General features: G+C 38.9%; 22 protein-coding genes. 13 read left to right on the top strand and 9 right to left on the bottom strand.

What is annotated here, in order from left to right; all coding sequences use genetic code 11:
* Window positions 1-14: 14 nt before the first annotated feature.
* The gene (locus SDEL_RS11090; RefSeq protein WP_012857954.1) at window positions 15-866 is read right to left on the bottom strand and encodes a peptidylprolyl isomerase; all 852 of its coding nucleotides are present in this window, start codon (window positions 864-866) and stop codon (window positions 15-17) included.
* A 193-nt stretch (window positions 867-1,059) separates the two neighbouring features.
* Here SDEL_RS11090 and gltX point away from each other — a divergent pair, with 193 nt between their 5' ends.
* Genes gltX through upp form a run of 3 tightly spaced genes read left to right on the top strand, consistent with a single transcriptional unit; the run spans window position 1,060 to window position 4,367 of the window.
* Complete coding sequence (gene gltX / locus SDEL_RS11085) at window positions 1,060-2,451, top strand: glutamate--tRNA ligase (protein WP_012857953.1); 1,392 nt, start codon at window positions 1,060-1,062, stop codon at window positions 2,449-2,451.
* 2 nt (window positions 2,452-2,453) lie between these two features.
* On the top strand, window positions 2,454-3,728 hold the full coding sequence (locus SDEL_RS11080) for a malic enzyme-like NAD(P)-binding protein (RefSeq protein WP_012857952.1): 1,275 nt from the start codon (window positions 2,454-2,456) through the stop codon (window positions 3,726-3,728).
* A complete protein-coding gene (upp, locus tag SDEL_RS11075; protein WP_012857951.1) occupies window positions 3,729-4,367 on the top strand; it encodes a uracil phosphoribosyltransferase in 639 nt (212 codons plus the stop codon).
* Window positions 4,368-4,407: 40 nt separating this feature from the next.
* Here the strand turns inward: upp and SDEL_RS11735 are convergent, their stop codons facing one another.
* Window positions 4,408-7,998, bottom strand: a complete 3,591-nt coding sequence (locus SDEL_RS11735) for an EAL domain-containing protein (RefSeq protein WP_012857950.1) — start codon at window positions 7,996-7,998, stop codon at window positions 4,408-4,410.
* Between the two features lie 216 nt (window positions 7,999-8,214).
* On the opposite strand from SDEL_RS11735, the gene SDEL_RS11065 reads away from it, so the two are divergent.
* From SDEL_RS11065 to SDEL_RS11055, 3 genes are read left to right on the top strand one after another with little or no spacing between them, the layout of a single operon-like run.
* Complete coding sequence (locus SDEL_RS11065; RefSeq protein ID WP_012857949.1) at window positions 8,215-8,811, top strand: TetR/AcrR family transcriptional regulator; 597 nt, start codon at window positions 8,215-8,217, stop codon at window positions 8,809-8,811.
* 10 nt (window positions 8,812-8,821) lie between these two features.
* A complete protein-coding gene (locus SDEL_RS11060; protein WP_012857948.1) occupies window positions 8,822-10,162 on the top strand; it encodes an MATE family efflux transporter in 1,341 nt (446 codons plus the stop codon).
* Window positions 10,149-10,691, top strand: a complete 543-nt coding sequence (locus tag SDEL_RS11055) for a GNAT family N-acetyltransferase (protein ID WP_012857947.1) — start codon at window positions 10,149-10,151, stop codon at window positions 10,689-10,691. Before SDEL_RS11060 ends, SDEL_RS11055 begins: the two co-directional genes overlap by 14 nt.
* A 124-nt stretch (window positions 10,692-10,815) precedes the next feature.
* Here SDEL_RS11055 and gdhA read toward each other — a convergent pair whose 3' ends face one another.
* Both gdhA and SDEL_RS11045 read right to left on the bottom strand, forming a co-directional pair.
* A complete protein-coding gene (gene gdhA, locus SDEL_RS11050) occupies window positions 10,816-12,171 on the bottom strand; it encodes an NADP-specific glutamate dehydrogenase (protein WP_012857946.1) in 1,356 nt (451 codons plus the stop codon).
* Window positions 12,172-12,837 (bottom strand): MqnA/MqnD/SBP family protein, encoded by a 666-nt coding sequence (locus SDEL_RS11045; RefSeq protein WP_012857945.1) that lies wholly within the window; start codon window positions 12,835-12,837, stop codon window positions 12,172-12,174.
* Between the two features lie 119 nt (window positions 12,838-12,956).
* Here SDEL_RS11045 and SDEL_RS11040 point away from each other — a divergent pair, with 119 nt between their 5' ends.
* Both SDEL_RS11040 and SDEL_RS11035 read left to right on the top strand, forming a co-directional pair.
* Window positions 12,957-13,694, top strand: coding sequence for a TerC family protein (locus SDEL_RS11040; protein WP_012857944.1), 738 nt, complete (start codon window positions 12,957-12,959; stop codon window positions 13,692-13,694).
* A gap of 145 nt (window positions 13,695-13,839) precedes the next feature.
* Window positions 13,840-14,850 (top strand): rod shape-determining protein, encoded by a 1,011-nt coding sequence (locus tag SDEL_RS11035; protein ID WP_012857943.1) that lies wholly within the window; start codon window positions 13,840-13,842, stop codon window positions 14,848-14,850.
* Here the strand turns inward: SDEL_RS11035 and SDEL_RS11030 are convergent, their stop codons facing one another.
* Window positions 14,851-16,140, bottom strand: coding sequence for a coiled-coil domain-containing protein (locus SDEL_RS11030; protein ID WP_012857942.1), 1,290 nt, complete (start codon window positions 16,138-16,140; stop codon window positions 14,851-14,853).
* Between the two features lie 147 nt (window positions 16,141-16,287).
* On the opposite strand from SDEL_RS11030, the gene SDEL_RS11025 reads away from it, so the two are divergent.
* From SDEL_RS11025 to SDEL_RS11005, 5 genes are all read left to right on the top strand, one after another.
* A complete protein-coding gene (locus SDEL_RS11025) occupies window positions 16,288-16,689 on the top strand; it encodes an arsenate reductase ArsC (RefSeq protein WP_012857941.1) in 402 nt (133 codons plus the stop codon).
* A gap of 126 nt (window positions 16,690-16,815) precedes the next feature.
* On the top strand, window positions 16,816-17,550 hold the full coding sequence (locus SDEL_RS11020) for a sulfite exporter TauE/SafE family protein (protein WP_012857939.1): 735 nt from the start codon (window positions 16,816-16,818) through the stop codon (window positions 17,548-17,550).
* A gap of 14 nt (window positions 17,551-17,564) precedes the next feature.
* Window positions 17,565-18,524: a permease gene (locus SDEL_RS11015; RefSeq protein ID WP_012857938.1), complete on the top strand. Its 960-nt coding sequence runs from the start codon at window positions 17,565-17,567 to the stop codon at window positions 18,522-18,524.
* A 9-nt stretch (window positions 18,525-18,533) separates the two neighbouring features.
* Window positions 18,534-18,761 (top strand): thioredoxin family protein, encoded by a 228-nt coding sequence (locus SDEL_RS11010; RefSeq protein ID WP_012857937.1) that lies wholly within the window; start codon window positions 18,534-18,536, stop codon window positions 18,759-18,761.
* Between the two features lie 41 nt (window positions 18,762-18,802).
* Window positions 18,803-20,236 (top strand): sensor domain-containing diguanylate cyclase, encoded by a 1,434-nt coding sequence (locus SDEL_RS11005; RefSeq protein ID WP_012857936.1) that lies wholly within the window; start codon window positions 18,803-18,805, stop codon window positions 20,234-20,236.
* Between the two features lie 34 nt (window positions 20,237-20,270).
* Here the strand turns inward: SDEL_RS11005 and mnmA are convergent, their stop codons facing one another.
* The 4 genes from mnmA to SDEL_RS10990 form a co-directional block, all read right to left on the bottom strand.
* Window positions 20,271-21,290 carry a tRNA 2-thiouridine(34) synthase MnmA gene (gene mnmA / locus SDEL_RS11000; RefSeq protein ID WP_012857935.1) on the bottom strand — a complete coding sequence of 340 codons (1,020 nt, stop codon included), beginning with the start codon at window positions 21,288-21,290 and terminating at the stop codon, window positions 20,271-20,273.
* A 75-nt stretch (window positions 21,291-21,365) separates the two neighbouring features.
* Window positions 21,366-21,518 (bottom strand): hypothetical protein, encoded by a 153-nt coding sequence (locus tag SDEL_RS12300; protein ID WP_012857934.1) that lies wholly within the window; start codon window positions 21,516-21,518, stop codon window positions 21,366-21,368.
* Window positions 21,519-21,722: 204 nt separating this feature from the next.
* Entirely contained in the window at window positions 21,723-22,637 is a 915-nt protein-coding gene (locus tag SDEL_RS10995; RefSeq protein WP_012857933.1) for a sensor domain-containing diguanylate cyclase, read from the bottom strand.
* A gap of 84 nt (window positions 22,638-22,721) precedes the next feature.
* Window positions 22,722-23,591 (bottom strand): DMT family transporter, encoded by an 870-nt coding sequence (locus SDEL_RS10990; protein ID WP_012857932.1) that lies wholly within the window; start codon window positions 23,589-23,591, stop codon window positions 22,722-22,724.
* Window positions 23,592-23,620: the final 29 nt, after the last annotated feature.

Here is a 23,620-nt window from a genome sequence, read left to right as displayed (position 1 = left end):
CCCTTTAAAACTACTTATGGTAAACGTACGACTTTTATATTGGCAGAGGATTTGAGTTTTTCAAAATACTCTTCAATCGCTTTTTGCTCTTTCCCCTCTGATAATTTAGCATGAATATAATTTTTCGCATCGTCAAACGCAACTGTTTGTGCGTTGTGTTTATTTTTCACGAAAAACATAACATAGTTTTGGTCTGATTTGACAATGCTTGAAAAACTACTGGTCGCTGTTTTGTTCAATAACGTTGCAAGATTGGCGTCCATTTTACCTGCTTGAAAACTTCCCTCTTTAAGCTCTACATCTTTAAATGTACTCATAGGATTCTTTTTCAAACTGATAAGGCTCTCTTGATTTGCGCTGGTGTAAATCGTTACATCAAAGCCATTGGCTTGTGAAAATTCATGGAGATTTTCATCGTAATAGGCTTTGAGTTCACCATCGCTTATTTGTTGAAGTTTGTTGCTGATAATTTTACGATAGAGTTTATCACGTTTGAGTTTATTGGTAAGTTCTTCTTTGTATTCAAAAACATCCACATTTTTAGAGCGAATCATGGCGAGAAAATCGGTTGTGTTCATGTTATTGTTGGTTGCTAGTGTTTCAATGTATTGATCCACTTCATAATTTTCAACACTAATGCCTAATTTTTTAATTTCAGCTTCCTCGAGTTTTTGGCGTACCAAGATATCTAAAGCATCTTTTTTCGAGAGGTTGAAGCGTTGAGAATATTTAAAAACATCGTAAAGTGTGATAGGTTCTTTGTTAATAATTAAGGAGATTCCATCGACTGTTCCAGCGTTTGCGGGAGAGAAAAGAAGGGTCGCACCCAAAGTTACAAAAGTTAACACCTTTAATTTAATCTTCATTCATAATCCTTTGTTTTAAGAAAACTCGCTATATAATCACTGCGTATTAATAATGTAAGAAGCCCCAAATGATAACATTTTTTTGAACAAAATAAATTAAAAAGATGTTTTTTTATAGGGTTTCTTTCGAAAAATTTGTTCACTGCGTAACAAAATGATACATAATTTTGACATAATTAAAAGGTTTGATGGTATGGTTGTGACACGTTTTGCCCCAAGTCCTACAGGGTATTTGCACATTGGTGGACTTCGAACGGCGCTTTATAGTTACCTTTGGGCAAAAAGAAACAATGGAAAATTTTTGTTTCGTATTGAAGATACCGATTTGGCACGTAACTCCAAAGAAGCCGCAGAGGCGATCGTAGAAGCGTTTAAATGGGTTGGTTTAGCACATGAGGGTGAGATTGTTTATCAGTCTGAGCGATTTGATCTCTACAAAAGCTATGTTCAAAAGCTTTTAGAAGAGGGAAAAGCCTACAAATGTTATATGAGTAAAGAAGAGTTAGATGCGCTTCGTGAGGCACAAATGGCACGTAAAGAGCGTCCTCGCTATGATGGGCGTTACCGTAATTTTACAGGCACACCACCAGCGGGGGTTGAGCCTGTGATTCGTATTAAAGCGCCAACGAGCGGTGTTATTTCGTTTGTCGATGGTGTCAAAGGCGAAGTCTCTTTTAATGCCAGTGATATGTTAGATGATTTTATTATCGCTCGTAGTGATGGTACGCCAACGTATAATTTTGTGGTTGTCATTGATGATGCGCTGATGGGCGTGAATGAAGTCATTCGTGGGGATGACCATCTTTCTAATACTCCCAAACAGATTATTTTGTATCAGGCTTTAGGATTTGATGTTCCTAAGTTTTACCATGTGCCAATGATTTTAAATCCTGAGGGTAAAAAGCTCTCAAAACGTGATGGCGCAGTCGATGTGATGGAGTACAAACGTGAGGGGTATTTGCCTGAAGCGCTTTTGAATTTCCTCATTCGTTTAGGATGGAGTCATGGTGATCAAGAAATTTTCTCTTTTGATGAGATGAAAGAATGGTTTGACCCTAATAACATCAATAAATCAGCATCTGCCTACAATCAAGAAAAACTGTTGTGGCTTAATGCCCATTATATTAAACAAGCAAGTTATGAGCGTTTAATCGAAGAATTACGCTTTTTTGATGTTGATTTATCTTTACATGTAAAGAAAACGTTACTGATTGACGCACTTAGAGATAGAGCTAAGACCTTAGTGGAGTTTGCAAACTTAACAAAACAGATTTTGGAAGCACCAATATGTTACGATGAAAAAGCAGTTGAGAAGTTTCTCAACAACGATACAGTCATACTTTTAGAACATTATTTTGAGGCATTAAAAAATGAAAAAATGCTGCAAGAAGCGAGTGAATTTGAAACATTTACGAAAGCATTTTTAGAAGAGCGTGGTTTAAAACTGAAAGATTTAGCACAAGCCATTCGCATTGCGATGGTAGGAAGCTCCGTGAGCCCTTCCATTTTTGAAGTTTTAGAAATTATTGGATACGCAGGTGTGATTGAGAGAATAGAAAAATTAATATCTTTTAAAAGGAGTTAGGTGTGAGTAAAGGAAAAGTAACCAAAGAGGAATCGTTAGCGTACCACATAGGTGGAAAAATCGAGATTAATGTGAAATCACGTTGTGATACAGCGAGAGATTTGTCTATGGCATACACCCCAGGTGTTGCGCATCCGTGTTTAGAGATTGAAAAAGATAATGAATTGGCGTACCAATATACCAATAAGGGAAATCTCGTTGCGGTTATTTCTGATGGTACAGCGGTTTTAGGCTTAGGCGATATCGGTGCGATTGCGGGTAAGCCTGTTATGGAAGGAAAATCTGTTCTTTTCAAAAAATTTGCCAACGTTGATGCCTTTGATATTGAATTAGACGAACATGATGCTGATAAAATCGTCGAGATTTGTAAAGCACTTTCTCCAACGTTTGGTGGTATTAACCTTGAAGATATTAAAGCGCCTAAATGTTTTGATATTGAGCAAAAACTTCAAGCATGTGTGAATATTCCTGTTATGCACGATGACCAACATGGAACAGCGATGATTACGAGTGCGGGTTTAATTAATGCGCTTGAAATCAGTGGTAAAAAAATCGAAGAGATGAAGATTGTTGTCTCTGGTGCGGGTGCGGCTGGTATTGCATGTGCAAAAATGTATAAACTCTTAGGTGCTAAAAACATTGTGATGATTGACACTAAAGGTGTGATTCATTCAGGTAGAACAGACTTGAACAAATACAAAGCAGAATTTGCACTTGAAACCAGTGATAGAACGTTAGAAGATGCAATGAAAGGCGCAGATATGTTCTTAGGTCTCTCCGCTCCTGGTGTTGTGACTCAGGATATGGTTAAGTCTATGAATCCTTACCCCATCATTTTTGCTCTAGCAAACCCAACACCAGAAATTTTACCAGAAGAAGTCTATGCGGTAAGAGATGATGTCATGATGGGAACAGGTCGAAGTGACTATCCAAATCAGGTCAATAACGTTTTAGGTTTCCCTTTTATCTTTAGAGGTGCCCTAGACGTTAAAGCCACTAAAGTTACTGAAGGTATGAAAATGGCAGCTGCGGTTGCGTTGGCAAAACTGGCTAAAGAAGAAGTACCTGAGTATGTTAAAGCAGCGTACAATGGTGAGGATTTGAAGTTTGGTTACAACTACATTATTCCAAAACCATTTGATAGACGTGTGTTGGTATGGGTTAGTGCAGCGGTTGCGGAAGCGGCGATTAACGATGGTGTTGCACGTGTAGCAGATTTTGATATTGGTCTTTACAAAAGAGACCTTCAAGAAATTATTGATGCAGAGCAAAAATAGATGAAAAACGTCCACGTCATCAAACACCCTTTGATTGAGCATAAACTCTCGATTTTAAGAGATGAGAAAACAGAACCCTTTCAATTTAGACTTTTGGTAGATGAAATCTCATACTTAATGTTGTTTGAGGCGACACGTGATTTGCCTTTGCGCTTTGTGCGTGTGCAAACACCTGTGGCGGTTGCGAATGCTCAAAAATTGGATGCAAAGATTATGATTTGCCCCATTTTACGAGCAGCGCTTGGTATGCTTGATAGCGTTTTTAAGTTGATTCCTGATGCCAGTGTTGGATTTTTGGGTTTTCAGCGCAATGAAAAAACGCTTGAGCCAGAGTTTTATTATGCGAAACTTCCAGCCGATCACAAAGAGCGTACAGCGATTATTATTGATCCGATGTTTGCTACAGGCGGTACGGCCATTGATGCGGTGAATTTTTTGAAACAAAAAGGAATTCAAGATATTCGCTTTTTAGCGCTTGTCTCTGCTCCTGAAGGTTTAAAACGCTTTGCTGAGGTTCATCCAGACGTACCTGTGTATACAGCGTGTATTGATGATGGTTTGAATGAAAATGGCTATATTGTCCCCGGTCTTGGCGATGCGGGAGATAGAGTGTTTAATACAGAAGGCGCTTCATCGTAATTGTTACATGTAAAGCAGGATTTCCTGCTTTACATCTTTTTTAATGCTCTTTTTCTCTTAAAAATTCCAGTACATTTTCTTCTGGCATAGGTTTAGAAATCAAATACCCCTGAATGTAGCGACATCCAATCTGCTCTAAAAATTTGCATTGCTCTTCTGTTTCGACTCCTTCAACAATGACATTGACATTAAAATTTTTGCCTAAGGCTAAAACCGATTGGGTAATGGCGATATCGCTTTGTGAGTCTGGAAGGTCTTGAACAAAAATACGGTCTAGTTTTAATTTATTCAAAGGTAAGACTTTGAGGTATTGAAGCGAGGAGTAGCCACTTCCAAAATCATCCAATGCAATGCAAAAACCGTATGTTTTAAGTGCTGCTAGTTTTTGCGAAACTTCTTCGATATTTTCTAAAAAGAGACTCTCCGTGACTTCTAAACAGACCAGTTGCGCTCGAAGGGTAGAAGCTTCTAAGGCGTGAATTAAACTCTCTTGAAAGGGAGCAACACTAAATTGCACAGGAGAAATATTGATAGAGACGAACAGCTCTCTTCCTAGGGCTTCATTGAGTTTTTTTATAAAATGAAAGACAGAAATAAAGAGGTTACTACTTGCTTCTGCAATCATTTTTGTCTCTTCCATAACAGATAAAAAGGTGTCAGGGAAGTAGGTAACTCCTTTATAATTCCAGCGCATCAAGGCTTCAAGTCCAATGATTTCCTTTTTTTGGAGGTCATAAATGGGTTGGTAGTGCATGAAAAATTCATGCTTTTCGACGGCTTTTTTAAGGCGTTCTTCGAGCTTAACACTCTCCTTAATAAAATCACTGAGTGCGGTGGTAAAAATTTCGTATGAACCTCTCCCATTTGTTTTAGAGCGATACATGGCGATATCTGCGTTTTTGAGCAGGGTTTTCATTGTATCGCCATCGTTGGGGTAGTACGTAATACCGATGCTTGTTGAGGTTGAGATGGTTCTGCCCTCAAGATAAAAGGGTTGAGATAAAGCGGCAATGATGCCTTTTGCAACACTGATGGCTGTTTCGTAATGCGTTATATCTTCTAAAATTACCAAAAATTCATCACCGCCCAAACGGCAGACCGTATCGCTTTGGGAGCAGAGTGCTTGAATTCTTTTTGCGACTTCAATCAGCAACAAATCTCCAATATCGTGTCCTAGGGTATCATTAATATTTTTAAATTTATCGAGATCTAAAAAGAGAACACTCACCAAACGTCGACGTGATTTGGCATTGGTAATGGCATGTTGGAGCCTGTCATAAGCTAATGTTCTGTTGGCAAGTTTTGTGAGAGGATCGTAATACGCTTGTTGATGTAACTTTTCCTCATTGTGTTTGAGAACAGAAATATCATGTTGAATAAAAACGATGTAAGAGATGTGCCCTTCACGATTTAAAATAGGATGAATAATCAGTAAAGCTGGATAGAGCGTACCATCTTTACGTTTATTCCAAAGTTCACCCTGCCATGCTGTATTGGAAAATACGGTATCCCATATCTCTTTGTAGAGTGAGTCTGGGTGTTTGTAAGAGCGTAAAAGGCGGATATCTTGACCGAGAACTTCATGAGGTGCATAGTGTGTCATAGCACTAAAGGCATCGTTTATTTGAAGCACAATGCCCTCTAAATTGGTAATAGCGATTCCTTCAATGGTATTGGAGAAAATTTTGGCAAAGATTTCGAGTTTTTCCTCTTGCTCTTTTTTAATGTCAAGTTGTTCTTGAATGGTTTGATTGAGTAAAAGAAGCTCTGAGGTGCGCTCTTGTACCTTTTTTTCTAAAGAAGCATTGAGGGTCATCACCGTATCCATATACCCTTTAAGAGAGTGAGCCATCTGGTTAAATGCGTTTGCGAGGATGCCAATTTCATCATTGGATTCGACATTGATGTGATACGTTAAGTTGTTTTTGGCGAATTCGTTGGAGCCTTTTAAGAGGGCGTCAAGACGTTTTCGTAAGTGGTTTGAGAGCCACATAGCAATTAAAATCATGAAAAAGATGAGCAAGAGGGTTGAGTAAGTTAGCTCATCCATAACGCTTTTGACATGTTTGCTGGTTTCCTCTTCTGCTTGGGTCATCATCGTGTCAATTTCGCCTAATTTGTTTTGAACAATGCCTTCTAAGTTCTCTTTGGTTGCATTGGCAGCTTTGTGAAATTCATCGACATTAGCACCTATGGTCACAAACCCAAATCCTCGAGGCGTTGAGCCGTATTGCCCTGTGTAGTAGGGGATGGTGGCTGCGGTGGTAAGTTTCCAAACATTGCTCCAAAAGATAATAAACGAGCCAAGATCACTGTTCTCCGTGAGTTGCATCCAGCCTTGACATTGCGGGGCAAAGTTGAGATAGCGACAATCAAGCCCTAATTCTCCTTTTTTAATCTGCTCAAGGTTGGGTTTTTTCTCTAAACTTTGCTCATGAAAGAGTGGATAACTTTTTAGGAAGGTGTGAATATTGGAGACATTGGATTCGTTAAAAGCGTTTGTGAGGTCTTGACTGAGCCATGGAGTGGCATATTCGCCACTTTTTTCATCAAAGCCTACAATAAAATAATCCCTCGCATGGGAGATATTTCGTCCTTTATAATCCCACATAAAAGCATAATTTCCCTCACCTGCATCAGGAATATCTGTTTTTGAGTATGCAAGGGGATCAACAGTATCGGTAAATTCCATGATGTGTCGATGATCGAGTGCTAAAGAGAGATAGCCTATCTTTTTATCACCTTCATACACAGGTGTGACAAAACGAATAATGCCCTCAAAGCGTTTACCTTTAGGATTCTCTTTACCTGCATAGGCATGATTTTCTGGCTCAAATGCAATCCCTGCTTTTTGGGCAGTTTCTGGGGAAAAAGTGCCAATAATACGGCTAGGAATGTATTTTCCAATGACTTCAGAGACATAAATCTCATTTTTTTTCAAAGAGGAGAGATGTTTAAAGTAGTTTTCTGCTTTTAAGTAGGTGTTTGATTTTTGGGCAACATTGACTTTATTGGGGCTTAGGGAGGAGATTTTGATTTGCTCATTGCCTTTTAAATCTAAAAAAGTAATCTCTTTATAAAGAGGAATGGCTTTGGATTGAAACGGTTTAGGGTCAATACGTTGAAACTCTCGTTTGTTATCGGGAAGTTTTGCTTCATTAAAATATGTTTCGAGCTCATTTTGTGTTTGGTAGACCCATTTTTTTTCATGCTCATCATAAACATATTTTTGGGTATCCACATCCATAATATAGCGTTTTTTTGTCTCTAAAAACGTTTGATACATTTCAGGATTGGGTTTTGATTGGGATAAAAAAAGCAGGTCATGATCTCGCTCATAGAGGAAATTAGCGACTGCTTGTGCGATTTGAGTGGAGAGAATTTCGAGTGAATTTTGCGATTTTTTATCCAGAGCTAAGATACTATCTTCGACGGCAATGGTAGCCGTAGACGTGACAACTTCTTGTGCGGTCTTTTTAATGGCAAGGGTATTTGTGTTCAAAAAAGTGTAGAGTTCATTAATGCCAAAAAGCGCTATCATAGAGATAAGAATGACAGGAATCACCTTAATAAAAACGAAGATAATAATAAGTTTAGTTTTAATGTTGAGGTCTTTAAATGCTTTCATCATAGCCCACTTTAATCGTCAAAGAATTTCTTTTTCCTCATTATACTCATAGTTGTGTTAGTTTGGCGTTGTATGAAAGAAGAGAAAAAAATAAACAGAGGCTACCGCCAAAAGATTTGATATACAGGGGTAGTGGTGTCACTTTTGCCATCAAATCTTTTGAACTTAAGCTTAAGTTCAAAAGTATATAATAGACCGATAGTTTATAAAAGGATACAGATGCCAAAAATGGTCAATAAAGAGGAAAAAATAGATTTTATTTGTGATGAAGCGTATAAAATGTTTGCAGACATTGGAATTGAAGCTTTTTCTTTAAATCAATTTATTGTAAGTATCAACATGTCAAAAGGGCAGTTTTATCACTATTTTTCTACAAAAGAGCAGTTGATATACCAAGTGATGTCCAAAAAAGTGTTTGAATTAAATGCGCATATTATCGAAGTGTGTAAGCATAAAAAGAGTTTTATGGAAAAATTAAATCTTTTGTTTGCCATCTATATGAGTGAGGAAGCGTATTATACAGATTTTAGGAAACTGATGGTAGATACGATGCATTTGTATATCAACTCTCATGATAGCACGATACGAGAATTTAACACTACGATGTACCAAACAGTTTTTGCCATTTTAGACGAGATTTTTGATGAAGAGATACAAAAAGACAATTTTCATAAAGACGCAAAATCTATTGCTAAATCCATTTGCGCAACCGCAGATGGGATGTTTTTACAATCGTTAATGGTTGATAACTATGATTTGAAAGTAGAGTTATCAAACTACTTTTTAGAAATTGAAAAATTATTGAAAAAAAAGTAGGCATAACCGTATGAATGTCACCAAAGACAATATAGCATCCATCTTTTTCCAATACTCCATCCCCTCAGTAATGGGAATGTTGGCTATTTCATCCGCAAACATTGTTGATGGATTTTTTATAGGTAATTATGTAGGCGACTTTGGGCTTGCGGCAATTAACATCAGTTTACCTATTTTCTCGTTTTTGTTTGGGTTTGCTTTGATGTTGGCAATTGGGAGCAGTGTCCTCGCAGGCAAATTCATAGGTGAAGAAAACGTTAAAAACGCTTCTCTTATTTTTAGCAAAACGATTGTTACTATCACGCTTTTTAGCTTTTTAACTTCGAGTGTTTTATTTTTAAATATTAAGACACTTTTACATTTTTTTGGTGCAGATGAAAACTTGGCAAAAATTGCAATCGAGTATTTGTCTATTATGTTGCTTTTTATTCCTTTTTTGATGATTGGGGTTGTTTTAGATTATTTTGTAAGGGTTGATAATCGACCAAATCTTGCTTTTATAGCTTTACTTTTCAGTGCTCTTATCAATGTGCTGTTGGATTGGTTTATGATTGTTTATCTACAAAAAGGTATTTTTGGAGCAGCCTTAGCAACGGGTATTTCGCAACTTATTTTGTTGTTTATTTTATTGCCTCATTTTTTCTCAAAAAAAGCAACACTTCAATTTGTAAAACCAATAGGAAGTTACGCACACATTCTTAAAGCTTTTTACAATGGGGCTTCAGAGTTTGTTAATGAAATTTCAATAGGCATCATGACGTTAGTTTTTAACTACGTGATGATAAAAAATTTCGGTATGGAAGGGATTGCCGCATTTACGGTTATCAATTATCTATTATTCATTGGCGTGATGATAAGTTTTGGTATCAGCGACTCCTTGCAACCCATCATTAGTAAAAATTTTGGAGCCAAAGAGCACAAAAGAATAGGAGCATTTTTAAAATTAGCTTTTATCGCTACTAGTTTGGTTGGTGTCGTTATGATACTCTTACTCCTTTTTGTGCCAGATACCTTAGCAGATATTTTTTTAGAAGAGAGCAATGATACAACAAAACAAATTGTTCTTAGTTTTGCTACATACTTATGGATAATTTTTCTTTTTGATGGTATTAATTTGGTGATTTCTGCTTATTTAACAGCGATTCATAAACCCTTGGCTTCTATGGTAATTGCGCTATCAAGAAGTTTGATTTTTCCTGTATTTTTTATAGTGATGTTACCTTTTGTATTTGATAAAAACGGAATATTTATGGCAATACCGATGGCTGAAGCGGTTAGTTTTATAATCGCAATGAGTTTATTTAGAAAATTTAGCCCTCAAAATTTAGGAGAACTCAATGAATCATCATAAAAATGAATTAAATATTGCTCTTAGGATTGTACACGCATCAGAATTTGAAAAATTTAAGGGTGATTTGCAAAGTGCTTTTAGCGTATCCGCAGAAAAAGAGTTTGGTCATACGCTTGATGAACCGATTCCCTCTGATGAAGATATTGAAGAGTCCATTCTTGCTCAGGGTGCCATCGTCTATTGGATAGAGGCAAATCAAGAAATTGTCGGCGGTGCAGTTGTTATAATCGACGAAGCCACACAGCATAACTCCCTCTCTTTTTTCTTTATCTCAACAAAGAATCAGAGTCGTGGCGTTGGGCTTCTTGCATGGAAAGCTATTGAAGAAGCGCATCCAAATACGAAGATTTGGGAAACAGTTACCCCCTACTTTGAGAAAAGAAATATACATTTTTACGTCAATAGATGCGGCTTCAGAATCGTTGAGTTTTACAATAAGCTCACCCCCGATCCACACCAGGATACGACTACTTTTCAAGATGATGATGAGGATGACGAGATGTTTAGATTTGAGAAAGTGATGAAATGATACGAGGCTACTTTAACGAATTTGAGCAATAAAACTTTTACATGTAAAGAAAAAGTAAACTCTGAACATTGATTTGTTATGAGAGAATTACCTTTACATGTAAAACGGGCATAAGCCCGTTTTATTACACAGCCCCTTGGTCAATCATCGCGTCAGCGACTTTTCGAAATCCTGCGATATTGGCTCCTAGCATCAGGTTGCCTTCATCTCCGAACTCTTTAGAAGTGGCATAAGAGAGCTCAAAAATGGATTTCATGATATGGCGTAGTTTGTTGTCTACTTCAGCAAAACTCCATTTTTGCATACTCGCATTTTGGCTCATTTCGAGTTGACTGGTGGCGACTCCGCCTGCGTTAGCCGCTTTGGCTGGTCCAAATAAAATCCCATTTTTTTGCATATAAGCAATGGCATTTAGGGTGCTTGGCATATTGGCACCTTCATTGACCAAATGGCATCCGTTGGCGTGGAGTATTTGTATATCTTCAAGATTGAGCTCATTTTGCGTGGCACTTGGGAACGCCGCAAAACATGGGATACTCCAAACGGCATTGGTACCTTCTTTGTACTCACTTCGTGGAATATACGTTGCATGTGGATGAACTTTGAGATACTCTCTTAAATCGTTTCTAGCAACTTCTTTAATACTTTTGAGTGAGTTTAAATGAATACCATTTTTGTCGTAAATCATCCCTTTAGAATCACTACATGTCACAGGGAGTGCACCTAATTCATAGAGTTTTTGAATGGTATAAATGGCAACGTTCCCAGAACCTGAAATTGTGCATGTTTTGCCTTTTAAGGTTTCGCCTTGTTTATTTAAGATGTTCTCCGCAAAATAGACCGAGCCAAATCCTGTGGCTTCTGTGCGTGCGAGTGAACCACCCCAATTAATACCTTTGCCGGTTAAAATACCTTCATAGCGGTTAGTAAGACGTTTATACATACCAAACATATAGCCAATTTCTCGACCTCCCACGCCAATGTCACCTGCTGGAACGTCAATGGTTTCGCCAATGTGTTTGGAGAGTTCTACCATAAAAGATTGACAAAAGCGCATGATTTCACCCTCGCTCTTTCCTTTAGGGTCGAAGTCACTGCCTCCCTTTCCCCCACCAATGGCAAGTCCTGTCAGTGAATTTTTGAAAATCTGCTCAAATCCTAAGAATTTGATAATGCTTAAATTTACACTAGGATGAAAGCGAAGCCCACCTTTGTAAGGTCCTATGGCATTGTTAAATTGGACACGGTAGCCGATATTGGTGCGAATTTTTCCCGCATCATCGATCCATGGAACACGAAAAATAATTTGACGATCAGGGATAATGAGTCGTTCAAGAATGTTGTGTTTTGTGTACTTTGAATCCGAAACGAGCAACGGTTCAAGAGAGCTTAGAACCTCTTTGACGGCTTGATAAAATTCATCTTGTTCAGGGGTGCTGTGTTTGGTTGCTTTGAGTGCATCTTCGATAAAATTTTCCATCTACTTCCTTGTGAGCGTATGTGCTTTTTTTAGAAACATAAAGAGTGCTTTTTGCTCTTTCTTCTCAATAGTATAACTGATGAGTTTGAGATACTCTAAAATATCTTTTTCACTAATGCCTCGCTCTTTCGCATAATGTTGCAAAATGTAACGGGGAATTTTAATGGGTTTACGTACAAATTGTGTGGCGAGGTTTTTGTAAAAGGTCTGTTTTGTATTGATACAAAATCGTGCAAATACAAACGGAAGATGGTATTTTTCATGCCATACTTGTGCTAAATCAACATAACTGTTAGGATTTTCAAGGTAAAGTTTTAGTGCTCTATCTCCGATAAAAACTTCCCCTTCGACACCTAAAACACGTGAGAGCATATTTGATGTTGCAGAAGCTGGATCTGTTTTTCGCTCCCCTTTTTTTACGATTACACTTTTTACATTTTTTTGCGCCACGATGCCTACATGTAACGGGGTAATGGTCTTGCGTTTGCTCTCAATACTCGAGATAAATGCCGCATCAACTCGGCGTTTGCGCAATTTACGGTTAATGATAGCAGGAACATTTTTATGGTGTTCAGATGAGCGTTTAAAGGCACTGGGGAGAGAGGATTGCTTCAAAAAGACGTGAAACGGAAGGAGATTAATATAGTCTATTTTCCCAAAAATCATCAAGGCTCCTTTTTTAAGGTCAAGGATTATAACGTGAAGAAGCTTAATGGGGATAAGGTATTTTATACCCAAAAAGCGGTAGAATAAAACAAAAATTAACAGAAGGATATTACGAAGCGATGATTGAGTCACTTTTGAGCGTAGAGTCATTAGTAGCGTTGTTAACGCTTACAGCATTAGAGATTGTTTTAGGCATTGATAATATTATTTTCATTGCTATTTTGGTTGGAAGATTGCCTGCGCATCAGAGGGATAAGGGGCGTGTGTTTGGATTGGCATTGGCGATGCTGACACGTATTGCACTTTTACTCTCTTTATTTTGGATTATGAAGCTTACCAATCCTTTGTTTACCATTTTTTTACAAGAGATTTCAGGGCGTGATTTGATTTTGATTATAGGTGGTCTTTTCTTACTGGCTAAGTCAACGATGGAGATTCACCATGGTATTGAAAATGCGGGAGAAGAAGAGAAAGAACTGAAAAAAACACCTCGTAATTTTTTCAATGTTTTAATTCAAATTGCCATCTTAGATATTGTCTTCTCGTTAGACTCTGTTATTACTGCGGTGGGAATGGCAAATGATGTGCTTATTATGATTATTGCTGTGGTGATTGCTGTGGGTGTCATGATGGTGGCGAGTAAAAGTATTTCTAATTTTATTGATGCCAATCCAACGATTAAAATTTTAGCGCTTTCGTTTTTGATTTTGGTGGGTGTTACGTTGATTGCTGAGGGATTAGATTTGCATATCTCTAAAGGGTATGTTTATTTTGCGATGGCATTCTCGTTGGCGGTTGAGTCGATTAATATTTACAGTAGAAAAAAACAGATTAAAGAAGATACCAAATCACTTTGAGAGCTTTGCTTGAAAAGTGTGATAGGAATTTAAAATAAAGCACGAAAGTGCGTGGGCTTTGCGCCGAGCAAAACACAGCGTTAGCGTAACTTTGAGAGCTTTGCTTGAAAAGTGTGATAGGAATTTAAAATAAAAAAGAGGTCAGATGTTTTCGTTTATACGTTCTTCAAACGCATCGTTTGCCATTGATTTAGGGACGAACAATACCCTTGTGTATCAACCACATAAGGGTATTATTTTAGAAGAGCCTACCTCTATTGCGTTTGATTCGAAGCGACGCTCTTTTTTTGAATGTGGTGAGAGTTCTAAACGGATGGTTGGCAAAAATCCAAAAAATATTGAGATTATGCAACCGCTTTCTAAAGGTGCGATTTCAAATTTAACCGTAGCAAAAGCGTATATTAAAGAGGTCATCGCCCGTATTTCACGCAAGAATTTTTTAAAACCGCATATTGTGGTGAGTGTTCCGAGTGATTTAAATGTGATGGAACGCAATGCGGTGATTGAAGCGGGGCGTGAGGGGGGAGCTAAAAGTGTACAGCTGATTAAAGACCCTTTAGCCGCAGCGCTAGGTTCTCATCATGCGGTGGAAAAACCTCAAGGCGTTTTAGTTTTGGATGTGGGAGCGGGTGTCAGTGATATCTCCTTGCTTTCACTAGGGGGCATTGTGATGTCCAAATCGCTTCGTATGGCGGGTAATGACATTGACGAGGCGATTATTGAGTATTTTAAAGCCTCAAAGCGTGTGCTTATCTCTCCTTTAGATGCGGAGCGCATCAAACATGAGCTTGGAAATCTGTTTAAAGAAGAAGAGAAAGTGTTGAATGTCAGTGTGAAAAATCTCATTACCCGTTTGCCTGAGACTTTTTATGTGAGTTCTTTGGACGTTCATCAAGCTATTTTGCCCATTGCGGATAAAATAGTTAGGTTAACACACAGTATGCTCTCTGAACTTCCCCCTGTGTTTGCTCAGGATATTTACGATCGAGGTATTGTTCTAACTGGAGGCTCGTCGATGCTTAAAGGATTAGATGCTTACCTCTCTTCTAAGTTAGAGATTGCGGTCAATCCCGTGGAAAATCCTCTGCACAACATCATTTTAGGAGCGGGGCGTGTCATCGAAGAGGAGCGTTATGGGAGCCTTTTAGGGGCTTAATTAGCGTGAGGCGAGGGTTTTTGCTAAGGCTCTTTGAATGCGCTCGTATTGTTTATCGAGGGGATGGGTGTTTTTCTCTGAGGATTCAACAAAGGCTTTAGCCTCAGCGTAGCGTTTTTCCCAAAGATCAATCTCTTTGTTTTTATTGCTTAGGCGCATTTCACTCTCTTCTGCACTTTTGCGTGTTTTATTTTTTTCACTTAAAAAAGTATCCTCTTTTTTAAAGAGTTTTGCCATCAATGCTTTGCGTCCTACAACAGTTTCGACTCCATTTTCGCTAAAGGTTACCTCTTCCGCCGAGCTCTCTTCTAGTTTATCAATGGTGCGATGAATCTGAGCAATTTTCTCTTCAATGGCTTTTAGGTGATTCTGAATGGCATTCATCTCTTGTAAAATCTCTTTTTGGTCGAGTTTGAGCGCTTCAAGTTTCTTTTTCATGGTAATCAGGGCATTTCTCTTATCGTAGAGCGCTTGTTTGGCTTTTTTATGTTGAAGCATCGTAGAGCGAATGGTGGTGATGTTCCACGCATGGTTGCTCTCATCTAAAATAGGATTGGGTTTGTGACGATTCCCTTTGGAGTCAATCGTTTCATGCACACTAAAGGCACTTAAAAATTCGATGGCTTTACGATCGGTGTTAGAAAAATGAAAGAGAATATCTTGCGCAATAAGAAGCATCATATCATCAAAAAGTTCACGTAAAAGGTAGAAACTAAACCCCCGAATTGTTTTAAGCTCTTCAAAATGAGTCTGTAAAATGACAACGGTTTCAACGAGATTAACCAGTACGGGGATAAAAACACGCTTGAAAGAGGCAGGTGTTAACTTTCGAAAGCTAAGGTTTTCTTCCATAACAAAGTGCAAAAGGTCTAAAATGGCTTTTTTATATTCATCGTTAGGGAAAAACTGCTTTTTGTACTGTTCAAGAAGGGCAGGTTCTATCCCACAAGCTCTTCGGTCTGAACTCTCTCCTTCATTTTGAGGAAGTTGAAAAAAGAGTTTAATATAAACGCCACCTTCAACAAAAAGCACCAAATCATTGGGCTGAAGCTCTAAATGCTGGATGATTTTTTCACGCAAAAAATCTTTGTAAGAAGCGTAATGTTTTGGGAGTTTACAGTTGTTCATAAGGGCGATGATTTCGACCATCTCGCTGTCTTCAAATCCATAAAGGGTTTCGTGAATTTTATGTGCTTCGATAGGAAAATTTTGAAAGAAGTGATCGACTCTCTCCTCAACTTCGCTCAAAGAGAGGGCACTGTTTTCAAAATTTTCTATTGATTCTTCCATATTTTATCCGTCATAAAAATGTTTTTAGGATTTATTGTATCAAAAAGACGTTGCAAATGCGTTGCATTTATAACATATCAAGATATATTGATATGTTATGGAGAATTATGGTATGCTTTCGCATTCTTACATGTAAAAGGTTTTAAGATGAAAAAAGTGTTGATTTTGTGTACGGGAAACAGTTGCCGAAGCATCATCGCAGAAGCGCTGGTGAATGCGAAGTTAGAAGGCATTGAAGCTTACAGTGCGGGGGTTCGTGCGAGTGGAAAAGTCAATGCGTATGCGAAAAGAGTCTTAGAAGAAGAGGGCATTTGGAAGGATTCGTACTATTCTAAAACAGTGGATGAAGTCTTACATGTAAACTTTGATTTGGTGGTGACAGTGTGTGACCATGCGAACGAGACGTGCCCCATGTTTCCTAAAGCGATTCCTAAAATTCATGTGGGATTTTCTGATCCTGATGGGAAAGATTATGGGGCGTTTATTCTTACATGTAAAGCCATTGAAGCAGAACTTTTACCGATTATCAAAGAAAAAATTATTTTCTGAGGAGAAAAAGATGGATAATTATATTCGTAGCCTCGATATAAGGGCTATTGTCAGTGATAATGTTAAGGCAGATGGTTTTAGAGCACTGTGCAATTACACTCAAGACCTTCATTTGGAAGCTTAGAGATGGAGTATTTACTTTATTTTGGGGTGACGCTGGTTATCTCAACTCTCTTTTCCATTGGAGGAACAGGTTCGGCAGTAGCACTCATTCCTGTGCTTAGTTTTTTAGGGGTAGGATTTGACCTTGCCAAAGCGGTCGGTTTGTTTGCCAACACAGCTTCAACGATAGGTGCATCGGTGATGAATGCCCTACGCAAAAGCATTGATGTCAAGCACGTCTTACCGTTTGTTTTAATGTCAGTAGTCTGTTCCCCTTTGGGTGCGTATGTCTCAACACGCATAGATGTCCATTGGGTGAAAATCCTTTTTGCTTTGTTCTTACTGTTTAGCGCCACGATGATGTTCATACAAAAGAAAAAAGGAGCATTCACCTATACGAAAATGTGGTTTATGGTGTGTATGGGTGGCATTGTTGGTTTTTTAAGTGGACTTTTGGGTATCGGTGGGGGAGCGATGATTATTCCTTTGTTGATTTATTTAGGATATGACGCAAAACAGACAGCCATTACCGTTAGTTTTATGATTCCATTTTCGACCCTTTCTGCTTTTATCACCTATGTTTATCTTATTGAGATAGATTGGATTTTGTTGGGTGTGGTTGCCATTGCGGCAGCTCTTGGGGGTGTGCTTGGCAATTATATTATGATTTTTAAACTCAGCGTTGAGCAGACACGAAAGTTTATCGCTTTGTCGTTGTATCTACTTGGGTTTAAAATGCTTTATACATTAATGGTATAAGAAGGAGTTCAGCGATGTTTGAGTGGTGGGAGACGTTGAGTGCTTGGCTGGTTTTTTATTTGTTTGGATTAGAAAAAGGCTTACAGCTTGGTGAAGCGGTGCACTTTTTTCTCTACGATACCCTTAAAATTTATATACTTTTAGTGATGATTATTTTTGCGGTGAGTTTTTTGCGTACTTATTTCAATACCGAAAAAGTACGGGTCTATTTGCAAGGAAAGAGTGAGTTTAGTGGCAATATTTTAGCCTCCCTCTTTGGCATTATTACCCCATTTTGTAGTTGTTCGGCGATTCCTCTTTTTTTAGGGTTTATGCAAGCGCGCATTCCTATGGGCATTACCTTTAGTTTTCTCATCTCCGCACCTCTCAATAATGAAATTGCCATTGCAATGCTCTTTGGGCTTTTTGGTTGGAAGATTACGGCACTCTATATTGGGTGTGGACTTTTGGTGGCGATTTTGGGGGGATTTATCATTGGAAAATGCAAGCTAGAAAAATATGTTCTGATTCCAGTTACACCTATGAGTGGGGATTTGGAAGATATTGAAATTAAGATGAGCATAAAAAAAAGAGCCAAAGATGCATGGGCATATACCATAGATATTTTCAAAAAAATATATCTTTATGTGCTGATGGGTGTGGGCATTGGGGCGTTTATTCACGGGTATATTCCTACTGAATTTATCGCCAATTATGCAGGCGGTGATGCGTGGTATGCGGTGCCTTTGGCGGTATTACTCGGCATTCCCATGTATTCCAATGCAGCGGGGGTTATGCCTTTAATTGAAGTGTTAACAGGAAAAGGAATGTTGCTTGGAACAGCGCTTAGTTTTATGATGGCGATTACGGCGCTAAGCTTACCTGAGGCGATGATCCTCAAGCGCATTTTACATGTAAAGCTTATTGCGCTCTTTTTTGGCGTCGTGGGATTTGGAATTTTGGTGGTAGGCTATCTTTTTAATGCGATTTTATAAGGAGAAACAATGAAAATCGAAATTTTAGGAACAGGGTGTGCGAAGTGTGCTTCGTTGTACGAAAACACGAAAAAAGCCGTGGCGCAAAAAGGCATCTTTGCACAGATTGAAAAAGTGGAAGATATAGTGAAAATCATGGAGTATGGTGTCACGTCTACGCCTGCGTTGGTGGTGGATGGCAAGGTGCGAAGCAGTGGAAAGCTCCTAAGTGTTGAGGAAATTTTGGCGTTGGTGTGAAATCATTTTGTGTTATAATCGTGCATTCGAAGGAGTGCCTTATGCGGTTAAAAACAAAAGTGGTTGTGATTATTGCGGGTTTGTTGTTGGGTGTTTCGATTTTAGGGTCGTTGTTTAATTATCTTAAAAGTGTCAATGAGACGCAAGCGCAACTGCAAAACACCTCTTTGCCCCTTTCGGTGGATAATATCTATACCGAAATTCAACAGCGCATGATTGAGCCATTGCTTGTCTCCTCGCTGATGGCGCACGATACTTTTATGCGGGATTGGATTATGGAGGGAGAGGGCGACATGAATGGCATTGTGCGCTATCTCACTGAGATTCAGCAAAAATATGACATTTTTACCACCTTTTTGGTCTCCGATGTGACCAAACACTACTACCACCCTCGTGGATTTATTGATGTGGTCAATGAGCAAAACAGTGCGGATGCGTGGTACTTTCGGTTTAAAAATCAGCCTGAGGTATATGAAATTAATTTAGACTACAATGCAAATTTAAGCGATGCGCTGATTATGTTTATTAACTACAAGGTGATGAACTACAAAAATGAGATGATTGGCGCAACGGGTGTGGGTGTGAAGCTCTTAAACATCGAGGCGATGCTCAACTCCTTTAAGAGCAAATACAAATACGATGTCTATTTTATTGACCCAAAAGGCGAACTCATGCTCTACTCACAAGGGCTGAACAAACGAGGAAATATCGCCAATATTGCGGGACTTAGTGAGCTTAAAGAGGCGATTTTTAGTGGAAAACAGACGCAATTTGAGTACAAAGACACAGAGGGCGAATACCTTTTAAACACTAAATACATCGACAAACTCAAACTCCATCTTTTTGTGGAGATTAATAAAAAAGAGTATTTGGCTACCTTGCAAAAAACCTTTTACACCAACTTGCTCATGTCGCTTTTGGTGACACTGCTGGTGATTGCGATTATTGTCTATACGATTAATATCTATCAAAAACAGTTGGTACAGCTTGCGAGTGAAGATGCTTTGACGAAGCTGTACAATCGTAGAGAGTTTAATGAGCAATTTGAGAGATTCTCTAAAATGCATCATAAAGGTCAGACTTCTTTGGCATTGATGCTCATTGATGTGGATGATTTTAAAGAGGTCAATGATACGTTTGGGCATTTGGTCGGGGATGAAGTTTTAGTGCGATTAGCTCAACTTTTAAAAGAAAATGTACGTTCTTCGGATATTGTGGCACGCTGGGGAGGGGAAGAGTTTGCGATTTTATTGGTAGGAGTTTGCATTGAAACCACAGAGGAGATTGCGCAGATTCTTTGTGAGCGTATTAAACACGATGCTGTATTGCAAGGCATTTTAGGAAGAGCTTTGAGTGTGAGTATCGGTGTGGGGATGTTTAACCATTTGGAGAGTCAAGACGGGTTGGTTCATAAAGTGGACAATGCGCTCTATGCGGCAAAAAAAGCGGGTAAAGACCAAGTGGTTATTGCCTAGTGTAGCTTTACATGTAAAGCTACACTTGAACGTTTTACGCTTCTATCCATCCTCCGCCTAAGACTAAATCATTTTGATAGACCACAAGGGCTTGACCGCTGGCTAAGCCATACACACCCTCTTCAAGTTCGGTGATGATTTTATCACCCTCGATTTTTACATGGGCTTTGACTTGAGGGCTTCGGTAGCGCACTTTGACGCCATATGTTCCCTCTTTAAAATCCTCAGCTAAAGAGAAGTTTTGTGCCACCACACGTTTTTGAAGCAACTCCTCTTTTTTGCCTGCAATCACGGTGTTCGTTTTAGCGTCAATGCCTACGACAAAATGAGGGTCATGTGCGCCGTTGATGGTGAGTCCTTTGCGCTTTCCAATGGTGTAGTGCATGTAGCCTTTGTGTTCACCAATCACCTTTCCGCTTGTATCTTTAATAAGTCCCTTTTGGTCGACATTGAGGTGTTTTTGAAGGATGTCGATGTAGGTATCGGTGACAAAACAAATCTCTTGCGAATCTTTATAGCTCTCCAAACTTCCAAGCCACGGCAATTTTTCAAGAGCGATGGGTTTAATCTCCTCTTTTTTCATCTCACCTAAGGGGAAAATGATTTTTTCAATCACTTCACGTTTGAGTCCAAAAAGGAAGTAACTTTGGTCTTTGCTTTTATCCTTTGCTTCTTGAATATGCCCCTCTTTTACTCTAGCGTAGTGTCCTGTGGCGATTTTTTCACACCCAAATTCTAGGGCTTTCTCAAACGCAAAGCCAAATTTCATCTTAGGGTTACAAAAGGCGCAGGGATTGGGCGTTAAGCCTTGTTCATAGGAGCGCACAAAGTAGTCATAAATCTGCTCTTTAAAAAGTGCTTTAGCGTCAATGATGTGTGTTTTTATGCCTAAGTGTTGGCTTACTTTTTCGATATTGGCGATATTAACGCCGTGTTTTTTGTCATCATCATGCAGTTTGAGGTAAATCCCCACAACCTCATGACCTTCTTCTTTGAGCAAATAAGCGCAGTAACTTGAGTCGATACCTCCGCTCATTAATAGTGCAATTTTCATAATATCCTCTTTTTATTTTTGACACGTGCACAAAGCAAAGCTCTTTGCACTGCGTTAGCCACTGGGACACTAAAGCTAGCCTCTAGGAGGCAGAAAGTGCGCCTTTGTCGCTTCAATAATTTCGACGTCTAAAGAGTAAAAGTCTTTACGTTTCGTGTTGGCTCTTAAAAGAAGCACCTTATACATCAAATTCAAATTCAAACGCTGAGCTTTGGTCGTAAATCCCATAAAATCCTTTTTACATGTAAACTATTTTATCGCCATTTACAGTAAGCTGTATGTTCTTTTTTGTGATGCCCTAAGCACCCTTTGTAGAGAACATAACACTCTTATTTTATCTAAATTTCCCAAGTTCCCACACTACTTATCTGTTGAAAGAGCTTAAGGCTCGAAGAAAATATAAGAGGCATTTGCTTTTACATGTAAGGATTTTTAGAGTTCATAAGCGAGTTGGTTACGCCCTTGTTTTTTTGCCAAATACAAGAGCTCATCGGCTTTTTGAATAAACGCCTTTTCATTCATATCAGGCTTTGGATAGACACTCACCACGCCAATACTCAGTGTAAGAATGGGCATAATCGGCGATTTTGGGTTGGGGAGCCTCAGTGCTATTGTTTTTTCTAAGCACGTTTGCATCATCCCCAGTGCCTTTTCAAGTGGCGTGTCCCCTAAAATAATCACAAACTCTTCACCCCCATAGCGTGCGCATAAATCGCTGGGTCGATGAATGGTTCGTTGGAGCATATGGGCGATTTTGCGAAGGTATTCATCACCTTTGAGGTGTCCGTAGGTGTCGTTGATGTATTTAAAATAGTCAATGTCTATCATCGCCATCGTAAGGGGTGTGTGAGTCCGCATTGCACGTCGCCACTCATGTGATAAAAATTGGCTAAAGGCTCGGTAATTGGGAAGTTTAGTCAGCCCATCTACTTTAGAGAGATTCAAAATGGCATTTTCTGCTATTTTACGCTCAGTGATATTGTGGTGAGCAATAACCACGTAGCTTTGCTCAAAAGAGAGCAGTGGGGTAACACGCATCATAAACCAGCGTTTTTGCGTGGGGCTGTGGCAAGGATACTCCAGATAAAAGCTCTCTTCTTCTTTGTGAATGATTTTAAGAATACCTTTAAGTGCTTTAGAAGCGCCTGTATCACCATGCTGTGCGGCGTGTTCGCAAATCTTTAAATAATTGACGCTCTCCCACTCAATGGGTTTTGCGTCGTTGTTAAGGCTAAAATCAATCCAGCTTTGATTGACAAAAACGATGTTCCCTTCAAAATCAAGGACGGCAATCTGTTCGGTCATGGAATTTAAAATAGCTTTTAAAAAGATTGAAGCGTCATTCATGAAAGACCTTTGTCACATAAAATGCCCACGCAACACAGAAAGATGAAAGCATTTTAGCACATTAAAGGCTTTTACATGTAAAGACTAAAAATCTTTTTGACGTGCGTAATAACGCATAAAAAAAGAGTGCAACCAAAGCGAAAAAGCAATGACAATGCTTCCTAAAAGCAGTAAGGTGAGGTTGGTTTTACTCCCCCAGAGCAGAAGATTCATTAAGAGTCCCACAGGCACCAAAGCGTTGTTCATAATCGCCAAAACACCTGCATCCACCTCACACGCTCCTTTGTTCCACCAAAAATAGCCCACACCTGAAGCAACACATCCAAGCCAGAGTAAAATGCCCCATTGAAGCAAAGAAGGGGACGTTTTTTCGAGGTTGGCAAAGAGTAAAAAGGCGATGAGGCTGACGAAAAAGGCGCCAAAGTGAAAGTAGCCAAAAATCTCTTTTTGAGAGATGGTGGGGTAGGACTCCATCACTTTTTTGTAGCCACTTTGACCGATAGCAAACGCGATATTTGCGCCTTGAACGAGTAAAAATCCAATGATAAACTCCGAGTTAATGGCATGATAGCGAATGATGTACGCTCCCAAAACCGCTACACCTGTGCTGATAAGATAGAGGGGTTTGAACTGCATTTTTAAGCCATCATACACAAGGGTGACGTACATGGGCGTAAAAATGGTAAATAAAATCACCTCAGGTACACTGATATATAAAAAAGAGTGGTAGAAAAAAAGGTACATGATGCCGATTTGAATGCTTCCGATGAGCATGATTTTAAGTGCTAAGGTTCTAGGGATGCCACGAAAACGGGTTAAAGGCAAAAAAATAAGCGAAGCGATGGAGACACGAATGAGTACAGCAAAATAGTTATCAATAGAACCTGATAAAAACTCGCCAATAAAACTAAATGAAAACGCCCAAATCAAAGTTACAAAAATCAAATAACGCATCACTGTTCCTCTAAAAATTTCATCCACAC

Source organism: Sulfurospirillum deleyianum DSM 6946 (assembly GCF_000024885.1).
GTDB lineage: Bacteria > Campylobacterota > Campylobacteria > Campylobacterales > Sulfurospirillaceae > Sulfurospirillum > Sulfurospirillum deleyianum.
The sequence above is the reverse complement of the archived record's forward strand: the minus strand, read 5'-3'. Positions and strand labels throughout refer to the sequence as shown.

What these genes read in the sequence shown, in the direction of transcription:
- SDEL_RS11090 (WP_012857954.1), bottom strand. Translation starts at nt 866, where the DNA reads ATGAAGATTAAATTAAAGGTGTTAACTTTTGTAACTTTGGGTGCGACC.
- gltX (WP_012857953.1), top strand. Translation starts at nt 1,060, where the DNA reads ATGGTTGTGACACGTTTTGCCCCAAGTCCTACAGGGTATTTGCACATT.
- upp (WP_012857951.1), top strand. Translation starts at nt 3,729, where the DNA reads ATGAAAAACGTCCACGTCATCAAACACCCTTTGATTGAGCATAAACTC.
- SDEL_RS11735 (WP_012857950.1), bottom strand. Translation starts at nt 7,998, where the DNA reads ATGATGAAAGCATTTAAAGACCTCAACATTAAAACTAAACTTATTATT.
- SDEL_RS11065 (WP_012857949.1), top strand. Translation starts at nt 8,215, where the DNA reads ATGCCAAAAATGGTCAATAAAGAGGAAAAAATAGATTTTATTTGTGAT.
- SDEL_RS11060 (WP_012857948.1), top strand. Translation starts at nt 8,822, where the DNA reads ATGAATGTCACCAAAGACAATATAGCATCCATCTTTTTCCAATACTCC.
- SDEL_RS11055 (WP_012857947.1), top strand. Translation starts at nt 10,149, where the DNA reads ATGAATCATCATAAAAATGAATTAAATATTGCTCTTAGGATTGTACAC.
- gdhA (WP_012857946.1), bottom strand. Translation starts at nt 12,171, where the DNA reads ATGGAAAATTTTATCGAAGATGCACTCAAAGCAACCAAACACAGCACC.
- SDEL_RS11045 (WP_012857945.1), bottom strand. Translation starts at nt 12,837, where the DNA reads ATGATTTTTGGGAAAATAGACTATATTAATCTCCTTCCGTTTCACGTC.
- SDEL_RS11040 (WP_012857944.1), top strand. Translation starts at nt 12,957, where the DNA reads ATGATTGAGTCACTTTTGAGCGTAGAGTCATTAGTAGCGTTGTTAACG.
- SDEL_RS11035 (WP_012857943.1), top strand. Translation starts at nt 13,840, where the DNA reads ATGTTTTCGTTTATACGTTCTTCAAACGCATCGTTTGCCATTGATTTA.
- SDEL_RS11030 (WP_012857942.1), bottom strand. Translation starts at nt 16,140, where the DNA reads ATGGAAGAATCAATAGAAAATTTTGAAAACAGTGCCCTCTCTTTGAGC.
- SDEL_RS11025 (WP_012857941.1), top strand. Translation starts at nt 16,288, where the DNA reads ATGAAAAAAGTGTTGATTTTGTGTACGGGAAACAGTTGCCGAAGCATC.
- SDEL_RS11020 (WP_012857939.1), top strand. Translation starts at nt 16,816, where the DNA reads ATGGAGTATTTACTTTATTTTGGGGTGACGCTGGTTATCTCAACTCTC.
- SDEL_RS11015 (WP_012857938.1), top strand. Translation starts at nt 17,565, where the DNA reads ATGTTTGAGTGGTGGGAGACGTTGAGTGCTTGGCTGGTTTTTTATTTG.
- SDEL_RS11010 (WP_012857937.1), top strand. Translation starts at nt 18,534, where the DNA reads ATGAAAATCGAAATTTTAGGAACAGGGTGTGCGAAGTGTGCTTCGTTG.
- SDEL_RS11005 (WP_012857936.1), top strand. Translation starts at nt 18,803, where the DNA reads ATGCGGTTAAAAACAAAAGTGGTTGTGATTATTGCGGGTTTGTTGTTG.
- mnmA (WP_012857935.1), bottom strand. Translation starts at nt 21,290, where the DNA reads ATGAAAATTGCACTATTAATGAGCGGAGGTATCGACTCAAGTTACTGC.
- SDEL_RS12300 (WP_012857934.1), bottom strand. Translation starts at nt 21,518, where the DNA reads ATGGGATTTACGACCAAAGCTCAGCGTTTGAATTTGAATTTGATGTAT.
- SDEL_RS10995 (WP_012857933.1), bottom strand. Translation starts at nt 22,637, where the DNA reads ATGAATGACGCTTCAATCTTTTTAAAAGCTATTTTAAATTCCATGACC.
- SDEL_RS10990 (WP_012857932.1), bottom strand. Translation starts at nt 23,591, where the DNA reads ATGCGTTATTTGATTTTTGTAACTTTGATTTGGGCGTTTTCATTTAGT.